This window comes from Pseudomonas sp. E1BtOHC1 (assembly GCF_058744285.1).
Map to the genome: position 1 here is coordinate 4,651,290 of NZ_CP196023.1, position 12,582 is coordinate 4,663,871.

The window sequence follows — 12,582 nt, forward strand, 5'->3', positions numbered from 1 at the left end:
GTGCGGCCAGCCTTTTTCATGCGGAGCTTGCCTTGCGTCTGTTTCACACCTCCGACTGGCACCTGGGCCAGAACCTCCACGGCCAGGAACGCGACTTCGAACATGCCTGCTTTCTGGAGTGGCTGCTGCGCCAGCTCAAGCACGAGCAACCGGACGTCCTGCTGATCGCCGGCGATATCTTCGATACCGTCAACCCGCCGGTCAAAGCCCAGGAACGCCTCTACGACTTCATCGTCAGCGCCCACGAGCAACAGCCGGCCCTGACCATCGTGATGATCGCTGGCAACCACGATTCCGGTTCGCGTATCGAACTGCCCGCCCCCTTGATGCGCCGCCTGCGCACCCACGCCCTGGGCCGGGTGCTGTGGCTGGATGACGGCCAACTGGATGCCGAACGCCTGCTGCTGCCCTTGCCCGACGCCAGCGGAGCGATTGCCGGCTGGTGCCTGGCCTTGCCCTTTCTGCGCCCGGCGGAAGTCACCGGCCCGCACCTGGGAGACGACTACCTCAAGGGCATCGCCCAGGTCCATGAATGGCTGATCGCCGCGGCCAATGCCAAGCGCCAGCCGGGGCAGGCCCTGATCGCCGTGAGCCATGCGCACATGGCCGGTGGCTCGGTGTCCGAAGATTCCGAGCGCAGCCTGATCATCGGCAATGCCGAGGCCCTGCCCGCCAGCCTGTTCGGTGCGGACGTCAGCTACGTGGCCCTGGGGCACCTGCACAAGCCGCAGAAGGTCAATGGCGAGGAGCGCATCCGCTACAGCGGCTCGCCGATTCCCCTGTCGTTTTCCGAGATCGGCTACCAGCACCAGATCCTCGACGTGCGCCTGGACGGCGAGACCCTGGTCAGCGTCGAACCGCGGCTGATTCCCCGGGCGGTCAACCTGCAACGCCTGGGCCCGGCCCCCCTGGGGGACATCCTGGCCCAGCTCGGCGAGCTGCCGGACATCGACCTGCTGGCCGAAGAACAGCGCCAGCCCTGGCTGGAAGTGCGGGTGCGCCTGGACGAGCCGCAACCGGACCTGCGCCAGCAAGTGGAAAGCGCCCTGCAAGGCAAGGCCGTGCGCCTGGTACGGATTGCCGCCGAATACGCCGGCAATGGCGGTCGCGACGGTGAAGACAGTGGCGCCGAGCTGATCGAACTGGATCAGCTGAGCCCCGAAGAACTGTTCCGCCGGGCCTGGCGCGATGCCTACGCCAACGAGGTGGACGAAGCCACCCTCAAGGATTTCGCCCTGCTGTTGCAGGACATTCAGCAAGAAGGTGAACAGCCATGAAGATCCTGGCCATCCGCCTGAAGAACCTGGCCTCCCTGGCCGGCCCGTTCGAGATCGATTTCACCGCCGAGCCCCTGGCCAGCGCCGGGCTGTTCGCCATTACCGGGCCCACCGGCGCCGGCAAGAGCACCCTGCTGGACGCCCTGTGCCTGGCGTTGTTCGGCGCGGTGCCACGGCTGAACAATATCGGCCGCGAGACCAAGGTCCCGGAAGTCGACAGCGAGATTCTCACCAGCGACCCGCGCACCCTGCTGCGCCGGGGCACCGGCAGCGGTTATGCCGAGGTGGACTTTGTCGGCATCGACGGACGCCGCTACCGCGCCCGCTGGGAAGCCAACCGCGCCCGCGACAAGGCCAACGGCAAGCTGCAAGCCAGCCGGCAGAACCTCACCGACCTGGACAGCGAACAACTGCTGAGCAACCAGAGCAAGAACGAATACAAGCAGCTGATCGAAGCCCGGCTGGGGCTGAATTTCGAGCAGTTCACCCGGGCCGTGATGCTGGCCCAAAGCGAGTTCAGCGCCTTCCTCAAGGCCGACGACAAAGAGCGCAGCGAGCTCCTGGAAAAGCTCACCAACACCGCGATCTACAGCCAGCTGGGGCGCCGCGCCTACAGCAAGAGCAAGGAAGCCGAAGAGGTCCACAAGGCGCTCGAGGCCCAGGCCAGCGGTATCGTGCCCCTGGAGCCCGAGGCCCGGGCCGAACTGGATCAACGCTTCAACGACGCCCAGCAACAGCTCAAGACCCAGCAAGCCCAGCTCAAGCAGCTGGAAGCCCAGCACAGCTGGCTCAAGGAATTGCGCCAGTGGCAGGAGGCGCAGCAAGACGCCGCCGAGCAGTTGCAACAGGCTGAGCAGCAAGCCCTGACCCTGGCCCCGGAGCGCCTGCGCCTGCAACGGCTGGAGCAGTTGGCGCCGCAGCGTCACCAGTTCCTGCGCCAGATCGAGCTGCACCAAGCCCTGGAGCCTCTGCGCCAACAGATCGAGCAGCAGGCCGCGCAACAGGTTGAGCTGCAACAACGTCACCAACAGCAGCAACAGCAAGTGCTCGACGCCGGCAGCGCCCTGACCCAGGCCCAGAGCCAGCACAGCGACAGCGTCCCGCTGCTGCGCGAAGCCTTTGCCGAACAGGGCAACCTGAGTCGTCTTGGCCAGAGCCTGAACGACGCCGGCGAAACCCGTGACCGTGCGCAAAGCGCCAGCGCCGAAGGCCAGCAAAGCATCCAGCAACTGTTGGAGAAGCAGCGTCTGGTGGGTGAGCGCCTGGAGCGGATTGCCGGGCAGTTGGCGCACAGCGCCGCCCTCGCCCCATTGAGCGAAGCCTGGACGCTCTACCGCGAACGCCTGCAGCAACTGATGCTGATCGGTAACCGCCTGAACCAGGGCCAGGCCGAACTGCCGGCCCTGGAACAGCGGGCCGGCGCCGCGGCTCAGCAACTGGCCGAACAACGCAGCCACCTTGAATTGCTCTACAGCGAAGCCGGTGCCGAGCCCCAGGCCGTAGCCGAGCAGATCCAACTGCTGGACGGCCTGCTCAAGGACAACCGCAAGCAACAACGGGCCACCGAAGAGCTGGCACGACTCTGGGCCCAGCAACAGGAACTGGACCAGCGCGGCCAGGCACTGCAAGACAAGCAACAGGCCGTGGCCGTCCAGCGCGAAGCACTGAACAAGGCCGGCCTGCAAGCCAAGGCCGAACTGAGCGTCGCCGAGCAGACCCTGAGCGTCACCCAGGCCTTGCTGGAACGCCAGCGGCTGGCCCGCAGTGCCAGTGTCGAGGAGCTGCGCGGGCAGTTGCAGGACGATCAGCCCTGCCCGGTGTGCGGCAGCGTCGAGCACCCCTATCACCAGCCCGAAGCCCTGCTGCAAAGCCTGGGGCGCCATGACGAAAGCGAAGAAGCCAACGCCCGCCAGGCGGTGGACAGCCTCAAGGAACAGCTCAACGAACTGCGGGCCCAGGTCCAGGGCCTGATCGCCCAACAGAAGGAATTCCTCCAGCAACAGGAACAACTGGCCAGCCAGCAACAGGCTCTGGCCCCTAGCCTGCAAGCGCATCCGCAGAGTGCCAGCCTGCTGGACCAGGACCCGGCTCGACGCGATGCCTGGCTACGCCAGCAACTGGAGCAGTTGCAGCAGAGCATCACCCAGGATGAAGGCCGCCTGGATGCCTTGCTGACCCTGCAAAAAGACGCTACACGCCTGCAGCAGCAGTTGCAGCAAGCACTCGAAGCCAGCCAGCAGGCTGCCCAGCATCTGCACAAACAGCAGGAGCAATTGGCCGCCGACCAACAGCGTCTCGAAGAAGAACTGGCCAGTTTCAACAACCTGCTGCCGGCCGAGGTGCTCGAAGGCCTGCGCCGCGACCCGGCCAGCACCTTCATGCAGCTGGACCAGCAGGTCCTGCAACGCATCGAACAGCTGCGCGAGCGTCAGGACGAAACCGAAGAGCAACAGCAGCGCCAACTGCTGCTGGAGAAGGAACAGGACCGCCAACTGACCCGCCAGCAGCAACTGAGCGACGCTCAGCAGCAGCTCGACGCCCTGAGCCAACAGCAGCAGGCCTGCCAGGACCGGCTGGCCGCCCTGCTGGGATCGCACCCTAGCGCCGAACTCTGGCAGCAACAGCTCGATCAAGCCGTGGAACAGGCCCGCGCCGCCCAGGCCAAGGCCCAGCAGGACCAGCAAGAGCTGCAGCAGCAACTGATCCAACTGGGCGCCGAGCTCAAGGCCCGGCAAGAGCGTCTGCAGACCCTGGAAAGCGAACAGCAGCAACTGCTCGGCAGCATCGAACAATGGCGCGCCCAGCACCCGGAACTGGATGACGCCGGGCTGCAACAGTTGCTGGAACTGGATGACACCGACGTTGCGCAGCTGCGCCAGCGCCTGCAGGCCAACGACAAGGCCATCGAACAAGCCAAGGTCCTGCTCCAGGAGCGCCAGCAACGCCTGGAACAGCACCAGGCCCAGCACAACGGCAACCTGGAGGCCGGACAACTGCTCCAGGCCCTTGAAGCGCTGCAACAGCAAGCCCTCGCAAGCGAACAGCAAGTGGCGGAACTGCGGGCGCAACAGGCCGACGACCAGCGCCGCCAGGAAGCCAACCAGGCCCTGGGCCAGCGGATCAACGAGGCCTACAACGAATGGCAGCGCTGGGCCCGTCTGAATGCCCTGATCGGCTCGGCCACCGGCGACACCTTCCGCAAGATCGCCCAGGCCTACAACCTCGACCTGCTGGTGCACCACGCCAACGCCCAACTGCGCCAACTGGTGCGCCGCTACCGCCTCAAGCGCGGCGGCAGCATGCTCGGCCTGCTGGTGCTGGACACCGAGATGGGCGACGAGCTGCGCTCGGTGCACTCGCTGTCCGGCGGCGAGACCTTCCTGGTGTCCCTGGCCCTGGCCCTGGGGCTGGCGTCCATGGCCTCCAGCACCCTGAAGATCGAATCGCTGTTCATCGACGAAGGCTTCGGCAGCCTCGACCCCGAGTCCCTGCAACTGGCCATGGACGCCCTCGACGGCCTGCAGGCCCAGGGGCGCAAAGTGGCGGTGATTTCCCACGTGCAGGAGATGCACGAACGGATTCCGGTGCAGATCAAGGTCAGCCGCCAGGGCAATGGCCTGAGCACCCTGGAGGTGAAATGAGCAACCTGCCAACGCCCGGGGCGACCCTCTACTCCTTCCGCCGCTGCCCCTACGCCATGCGCGCGCGGCTGGCGTTGCGCTATGCCCGGGTGCAATTGCGGATTGTCGAGGTCAGCCTCAAGGCCAAGCCGGCCGAGATGCTCGCGCTGTCGGCCAAGGGCACGGTGCCGGTGCTGGCGGTGGAGGATCGGGTAATCGATGAAAGCCTGGAGATCATGCACTGGGCCCTGGACCAGCATGATCCGGACAACTGGCGGCTCATGGGCGCCCCCGAGGCCCAGAGGCAGATGGCGGCCTTGATTGCCGAGAACGATCAAGTGTTCAAGGTGCACCTCAATCGCTACAAGTACGCCGAGCGTTATCCCGAAGCGCCCATGGAGCACTACCGGGCCCAGGGCGAGGTGTTTCTGGCGCAGTTGGATAGCCTGCTGCAAGAGCAACGCTATCTGCTGGCGGAGCATCCGAGCCTGGCGGACATGGCGCTGCTGCCGTTTGTTCGCCAGTTTGCTCATGTAGATCGAGAGTGGTTTGCGCAGACGCCTTATCGCTTCTTGCAGGAGTGGTTGCAGGGGGGGCTCGAATCAGAATTGTTTCTGGCGGTCATGGCCAAACAATAACTTTCATAAGAGGCGCGGATCGGCAGTTTCAAATAGGTTGAGCTGCCGAAACCAACAGGCTTTCAGAATTTTCCTAAAGACTTCATGCACAACTAACAACTAAACTAACCCAACTCATTAAGTTCATACCCAACGCGACAATCACTTTACGCGCCTAGTTACTCCCCTCATGTAAGCAATACAACTTCGATTCACACCATCACGCCCAAAGCGGCCAACCCCCAAGCCAGACTGGCCTCAAAGCCTAATTACTGCGCAAACCAAGCCTCTACCTCGGCAGTAGCCTGCTCGCCCATAAAAAACTTCCATTATTCAGGCCGCTGTAATCATTTCCTATATTGCCAGGTTCATTACATTGAAATCGCCTTTTGCAACAGCCGCATTAATACTGATCTATGGAGTGATTTATTCAGCACAGTCCTGTGCCGACACTACTATCGACTTAAGTTCTTTGGGCGGTGATGGCTCGGTAGCCTATGGCTTATCGGCTGACGGTCACTTCATCGTCGGCACTGCGTTCGCGAACGGCAATCAATATGCGTTCAAATACAGCGATGCCACCGGCATGGTCAATCTGGGCACGCTGGGTGGCGTTCAATCCTATGCCAAGGCCGCATCCGCTGACGGCAAGGTGGTCGTGGGATTCGCCGGCGTCTCCAGTAACAACGCTCACGCCTTCAAGCACACCGACGCAACCGGCATGATCGACCTGGGCACCTTGGGAGGACTTACCTCACAGGCCACGGGCGTATCCGCTGACGGCTCCGTTGTCGTAGGCGATTCGACTACAACCAATGGCGACTATCGTGCGTTCAAACACACCGATGCGATCGGCATGATCGATCTGGGCACCCTGGATGCGGGCAACAGCGGCTACTCCCACGCCACTGCCGTGTCCGCGGACGGCAGCATCGTCGTGGGATACGCTGATATCGATGCCAGCACAGGCACGCAACACGCCTTCAAGCACACCGACGCGAGCGGCATGATCGATCTGGGCACCCTGGGAGGGCAGACCTCACAGGCATTAGGCATCTCCGCTGACGGCCATGTTGTCGTGGGAATGGCCCAGACAGCTACAGGCGGCAGTCAAGCGTTCAAGCACACGGACACCGCCGGCATGGTCGGCCTGGAGTCCTGGGGTGGCGATTCCTTTGCTTATGGCGCCTCCGCCGACGGTGCCGTCATCGTGGGTATAGCCGCGACGGCCACTGGCTATGCCCATGCATTCAGGCACACCGATGCCAGCGGCATGGTCGACCTGGGCACCTTAGGCGGTGAAACGTCAGCGGCGACCGGCGTCTCCGCTGACGGCAATGTTGTCGTGGGCCTCAGCCTGACGGGTGAAGGTGCCATGCACACCGCGCTGTGGAAAATCACCGACACAGGCTCCCACCTTGTCGACCTGGACAACACTCGCACCGCCATGGCCAAGAACGCCAATCGGGCCTGGGGGATGCTCGATTTGCGCAGCGCGCAACTGGCTCGATTGATGAGCCAGCAATGCCAGATCGACAGTGGCTCGTTCTGTATCGGTGTTGGCCCAAGCTACAGTCGCAACAGCGGGGCCAAGCAGACCACCATGAGTCTGACCTTGGGGGTTCGTCCCACCGAGCATCTGCGCCTGGGCGTCACCCTGGATCAGGACCTCGATCAGCAACTGCCGGACAACTACGCCAAGGCAGGGTCGGCAGCACCGGCGGTCGCCATCTCCGCGGCCGTTGATGAGTCAGGTCACGGGCTGGGTTGGCAGGGCCGTGTGGCCGCAGCCTATGTGTCTTCCAAGGTCGACATCACACGCGAACAACTGGCTTATACCGAAGCCGGCCAAGGGCGTTCGAGCCTGCGCGGCAAGTCCTTCAGCATAGAAGGCGCCTATGGCGTGATGCTCAATGCGATGACCCTGACGCCGTATCTCGGCCTCAGCCAGACGCAGGTCAGCCGCCAGGCTTATCGCGAAAACAGCGGCGCGGTGTTTGCGGCCAGCTACGCGAAAATGGGCCGCACGACGACCAGCCTGAACGTCGGTGTACGGGGCGCCAGGAAGCTCACCCAGCAGCTTGAACTCAGTGCCAACCTGGAACTGACCCAGGACCTGCGCAACAACCGTGACGCCTTTCAAGCCCGAATGGAGTATCTGGGGCGATACACCTACCAGGCCGAAAAACAGCACAACGCTCGCCTGGGCGCAGGCACAGGAGTGAGCTATGCCCTGAACCAACACAGCGCCGTCCATACGGGCGTGTTCTGGGCACAGCAGCCAGGCGGCAAAGATGTGACCGGCATTCAGACCGCCTTCACTTATCAGTTCTGACGGCAGCCTATCCAGCCTGCCCGAGATCGCGTGCGGCCGAGGCCCCTTGTGCACGTTCGCCAATCAGTGACTCGGGCAGGCCCGGGAACCAGGCGCAGATGGCGGCCTTGATTGCCGAGAATGACCAGGTGTTCAAAGCGCACCTCAATCGCTACAAGTACGCCGAGCGCTATCCCGAAGCGCTCATGGCGCATTACCGGAGCCAGGGCAAGGCATTTCTCGCTCGGTTGGATGGCCTGCTGGGGCCGAAGCTTACAAATCATCCATCCAGTCGCCCTTGGGTTTCAGGCTGGCCACAAACTCTTCGATTGCGTAATCGTCATTCTCAAATTTCGCCAACGAAGGGGCTGCCGGATTGCTTGCGGGCGCGGGTTGCTTAGTGTCAGTGCTGGCAGTTTGTGGCATCAGATTGACGCCGAACCTGTTGTCGAGAGGTTTTTTACCGGGTGTCGGTGAGGTGATGGTGATGATGGTTGCCTGGTCCTTGCGACGCAGGGGCATCACCACGCTGGTGTCGGCGTTCTGGTAACTGGCCATGGTGGCCAAGGCAATGCCCACGAACGGCGAGGCAGCACCGGTATCGCCCAGCCGTTGAGTCAGGTCGTAGCTTTCACGCGAGTCCAGCAGGTCCAGGGCGCTATGGGCCATGGTGAGCGCAGGCATCAGTTCGGCCAGTGGCACGCTGTTCAAACCACCGTCGTAGAACAACCGGGCCGGTGCTGGGGCAATCCCGTCGCTGGCTTTTTTCCAGCCTGCGGCTAGTTGTGCACTCAGGGCTTCGCGCTTGAGGCGTTCGCCGGTGTCCGGGCGCTGCAGGGAAACGGTGACCGGGCGATGGATCTGGGCCAGCACCGGTAAAGCGTCCCATTGCTCAAGGGCACGTTCGGTCCAGGGCTGAGGGATGAACTCTGAAGGTTGGAACTCCACGGCAGGTTTACGCCAACCCCAGCCGGTGAACTCGGGATCGATCCTGTTCTTGTTGACCTTGGTGAAGGGGGCGTAGTAACGCAGCCATTCGACGCGTTCGGGACGGCCGATGACCAGGGCGACCATTGAGTCGGTGAGTTCTCCTGGCTGTCGAGGGCCGGTTCCAAGTCCTATTGGCTTATTGCCTTTCGTTGTCAATGACAACGCCATGTTGAAGCCTTCATTGACGTACACCAGCAGCGCCGGAAGGTCTGGGTGCTGTTCGAATAGTTGGAACAGGGACTCCATGACGCCCTCGGGAGTGTCGTTGCAGACAATGCCGTCCTGTAAGTTACGAATACGATGCCAATGCAAACCAGCCGGGCTTCGCATGTCGTTGACCATCACAGATAAACTCTCTTGAGTTTCTTCGGGCGTAAAGCGCAGTTTGGGTGCTTTTGAGTCCCAACCTCGAACCACAGTGACGGTAGGGATCGGCCATTTCTCCAGAAAGTCCCTGAGCCCTAACTCAAGCGCATCGGCTTCACGTTTTTCAGAGGCCGTGTCTTTGTCATGAGCAGTGACTGGGTACTTCTTTGGGTCCATGGGCAAGATACTGCCTACGTGTAGCGATTCCGTTTGCTTTGCATTTTTCTCCTGCAACTCTTTCCAAATCTGCCCTTGCCGAAATACATCCAGACTTATGCCAATGCTGAGCACATCCAGGGTTTCTAGACGAGGTGAGGTAGTCGGTGCTCGGTAGCGAGTATCAGCAGACATATCAGCGGTCTTCTTGGTTAGAGGATAGGCAGGCACGGGCGTCGCCGGGTTGGCAAAACAGCGGGGCAGCGTTAATGGAGATTGCGCGGCCAACGTTGAACAACTGACCAGCAGCAGGCTGGCAATGCTCAAACTGGTAAATATCGAGCGCATCAGATGACTTCGCCTCCCTGGCCAATAGGCTTGCCAGCTTTTCGCTCCGCCAAGGTCTGCGAGAACACTAAGGAGGGCATGTTATTCACGACCGTGGTTGGTAGCGTGCCAGTTGTGCGGTATGTCACTGTAGAGACGATCAGGTCGCGGTTTTTATCGTTTTCCGCTCGAAGGAAGGTCTGTACAGCTTCGTCTGGAAGATCATTATCTAAATCTGAATCAGCCTGTGCCCTTCCTTTGGCCCGCTTGCTCTTCCAATCCAACCGCCAATCCGCCACCCGACACAAATACGCATAAAACGTCACATCATCCACGCTCTCTCCCGCCCCAATCGCCACGTCATAAGCCAGCACTCGCCGGCTATGGTCAGGGTTGTTGGGAATCGCCGAGTGAAACGACAGGGCCTCTTCATGCTCCCCGCTTTTGCCTCCCCCTTGCAGGCGCATACGAGCCTCGTAGGGGGTTTCTGAACGGGTCACCAGCACCTTGCCGTTGTCTGTCGCTCGGGCGACAAACACGTGGGTCTGTTCTGCCGTGTCCTTGCCTTCATTGAGCGCCTCTTTGACGCTGGCAATATCGCGTCCGTACTTGAAGGCGACGGCCTCATCGATCGAATCCAGCTTGGCGTATTGCCTGCTTTCGGAGGTCCAGGCGCCGTTACTGATCGCGATGGACGCATCAATGGGCGCCAGTGTGTCCTTGACCTGATAGACACCGCTGTTTGAGTCCGCTCCCGGCATGACCACCGTGCCATCGGCGTCAAAGTTGGTTTCAACAGGCACCGGCAACAACGGTGCGGTCAGCATCACCGACTTTCCTTGTTCAAGGGAGGCGCGGGCCACTGACATCCGTTGTTTGTACGGCAACCCCATGTCCTCCCAGGTGTCCTCACCCTTCAACAGCAATGGATAGACATAGGGTGGCGTGTGCAGACCAATCAGCTCTTTTTTCTCGCCGCGTTTGCGCAGGGTAAAGATCCGTTGGTGAAAGCTCAGTGGCAAGGTACTGCGTACCGGCTTGCCATACAGGTGCTCGTCAACGCCCTGCCAGCCGATCCCCTGCACGTTGGCAAGGCCGACGGTCTGGTCCTGAGGGGTGAAGTACAGAAAGATACTGCCGCGATTATCGCGCTCGTTGAACGAGATCTTTTTACCATCGATGGTGGTTTGCGACGCAGGCCCGCCGCTCCAGCCCGACCCGCCAATGGCGCCATCACCCTGGCAGTTTTTCAGGGCGACGCTCGACAATGCCGGGTACGGATTGGGCGCTCCGGCGATGTATTTGAGGATCCCCTCCAGGGTCGCAATGCGCGCTTCTGAGGTTTGCTGGCTGCCGTAACCCTGAAACTTCTCCGTGGTGGGCTCACGCAGGCTATAGGGGGAGTTGATCATCACCACGCCGTCGGCCGGGCGTACCTGAACCTCGTCATCCTTGAGAAAGGCATGGGCCAGCAGATTGATCAGCGTGCCCTGGCTGTGACCCACCACGTTCACCGTGTCGTTCGGGTAGCGTTTGCGGATGATCCTGATCAACATCGCCAGACGCATGGCGGCCAGCACCATGTAGCGCCGGCCGGGTGCGGAAAACAACGGGTGGGTCAGCTCACCGGCAAAGAAGTCCAGGGAAATGAACCCAAACAGCTTGCCGTTGAAACCCTTGCCCCACATATCGGGAAGGTTGGTGGTGGCATTGACGAAATGGCCCCCCTCCAGGGTGCCGGCCTTGTCCAGGCGGTTGTTGTTGCGGTCCAGCCATTCACCGTGGGGCTCGGTCTTGTTGATTGCCCCCTCTTCTTCGCGAAACCCCCAATAGAACGGAATCACCACGCTTCGCGTATCTGCGGCACTGAACTTGCGCCGGTAATACACCGCATCCGGGTTGGTCGCCTTGCCATCATCGTCCTCAGGCAGGCTGTAGCTGGCCGGCCGGAGAAAACCTGGGCTGCTCACCCCGTTGGGCAGCACCGAGGGCATGTCCAGGCGTTCATTCAGCCCCGCACACAAGCCGCGCTCGATGCGCTCGTAGCAACCGGCCAGGTCGTTGACCCCATGCACGACGATGGTCACGCAGGGCTTGGGCGGGGTCGCGATCAGGTGCACGTCACCACCGCCCGGCATGGTGATTGCCTGGCCTGTGCAAATGGTCCTCATCCGAACGGCGTCATTCATTGTGCATTTGCTCCTTGATGGCCTGAAAGACAACCTTTCACGTCGTCCAGCCGGATCACGTCCAATCCTTTCAGGGACGAGGCTGCGCAGCAGGGCTGAATGGTTTGGCCTGACGACACGGGTGCCAGACCTGACCCTCTACTGATGCTGCGCAAAAAAACCGGCGCCAGACCATAACAAAAGAGCCAGCGAGTAAATCTAGGAAGTATCTCAAAGCGTTCTGAGCGCAGTGCGGCCCACTGTCACAGGTACCGTTTGTTCGCCAGTTTGCTCATGTGGACCGGGAGTGGTTTGTGCAGGCGCCTTATCGCGCCTTGCAGGAGTGGTTGCAGGCGTTTCTTGAGTCGGAGTTGTTTGTAGGGGGCATGGCCAAGACTTTGGCGTGAGTTTTTGTTGTGGGGGTGGGGGGACATATCCATTGCTGCGGGGGTGGCGGCTGGCGGTTCCGCTCTTACAGCGGGGTTGGGGTACATATCCGGTGCTGCGGGTGTGGCCACTTATGGTTCCGCTCTTACAGCGGCTCACTTTTGAAAATCCGGAATGCCGGCCCAGACAAAAGTAAGCAAAACGCTCTGCCCCTCCACTCGGTGCCTCGCTTAGGCTCGGCATGCCCTCACTCCGGCATTGATCCGTGGGCCGCCGCCACCGGCCATCCATGGCCGGGTGGCGGCTAACCCGGCGTCCTGCCGGGTTACCCACGGCTCAATGCCTGCGTTCGGCCATCGT

At 61.7% G+C, this 12,582-nt stretch carries 6 protein-coding genes and 2 pseudogenes; 6 read left to right on the forward strand and 2 right to left on the reverse strand.

Annotated elements, in window-relative coordinates:
* Positions 1-32 precede the first annotated feature (32 nt).
* The 5 genes and pseudogenes from ACSSVC_RS20890 to ACSSVC_RS20910 form a co-directional block, all read left to right on the forward strand.
* Positions 33-1,277, forward strand: coding sequence for an exonuclease SbcCD subunit D C-terminal domain-containing protein (locus ACSSVC_RS20890; protein WP_404937002.1), 1,245 nt, complete (start codon positions 33-35; stop codon positions 1,275-1,277).
* Positions 1,274-4,918 (forward strand): AAA family ATPase, encoded by a 3,645-nt coding sequence (locus tag ACSSVC_RS20895; protein ID WP_492611305.1) that lies wholly within the window; start codon positions 1,274-1,276, stop codon positions 4,916-4,918. Before ACSSVC_RS20890 ends, ACSSVC_RS20895 begins: the two co-directional genes overlap by 4 nt.
* Positions 4,915-5,535, forward strand: coding sequence for a glutathione S-transferase (locus ACSSVC_RS20900; RefSeq protein WP_492611306.1), 621 nt, complete (start codon positions 4,915-4,917; stop codon positions 5,533-5,535). The genes ACSSVC_RS20895 and ACSSVC_RS20900 overlap by 4 nt, the downstream gene beginning before the upstream one ends.
* Positions 5,536-5,890: 355 nt before the next feature.
* Positions 5,891-7,849 (forward strand): HAF repeat-containing protein, encoded by a 1,959-nt coding sequence (locus ACSSVC_RS20905; RefSeq protein WP_492611307.1) that lies wholly within the window; start codon positions 5,891-5,893, stop codon positions 7,847-7,849.
* 80 nt (positions 7,850-7,929) lie between these two features.
* Positions 7,930-8,118 (forward strand): annotated as a pseudogene (locus ACSSVC_RS20910) (glutathione S-transferase family protein); the annotation flags it as partial.
* Here ACSSVC_RS20910 and ACSSVC_RS20915 read toward each other — a convergent pair.
* Both ACSSVC_RS20915 and ACSSVC_RS20920 read right to left on the reverse strand, forming a co-directional pair.
* Positions 8,102-9,688 (reverse strand): type VI lipase adapter Tla3 domain-containing protein, encoded by a 1,587-nt coding sequence (locus tag ACSSVC_RS20915; RefSeq protein ID WP_492611308.1) that lies wholly within the window; start codon positions 9,686-9,688, stop codon positions 8,102-8,104. The pseudogene ACSSVC_RS20910 and the gene ACSSVC_RS20915 sit on opposite strands and share 17 nt — an antisense overlap.
* Positions 9,688-11,856 carry a T6SS effector phospholipase Tle3 domain-containing protein gene (locus tag ACSSVC_RS20920; protein ID WP_492611309.1) on the reverse strand — a complete coding sequence of 723 codons (2,169 nt, stop codon included), beginning with the start codon at positions 11,854-11,856 and terminating at the stop codon, positions 9,688-9,690. The genes ACSSVC_RS20915 and ACSSVC_RS20920 overlap by 1 nt, the downstream gene beginning before the upstream one ends.
* 248 nt (positions 11,857-12,104) lie before the next feature.
* Between ACSSVC_RS20920 and ACSSVC_RS20925 the strand changes: the two are divergent.
* Positions 12,105-12,242, forward strand: a pseudogene (locus tag ACSSVC_RS20925) (glutathione S-transferase); the annotation flags it as partial.
* Positions 12,243-12,582 lie beyond the last annotated feature (340 nt).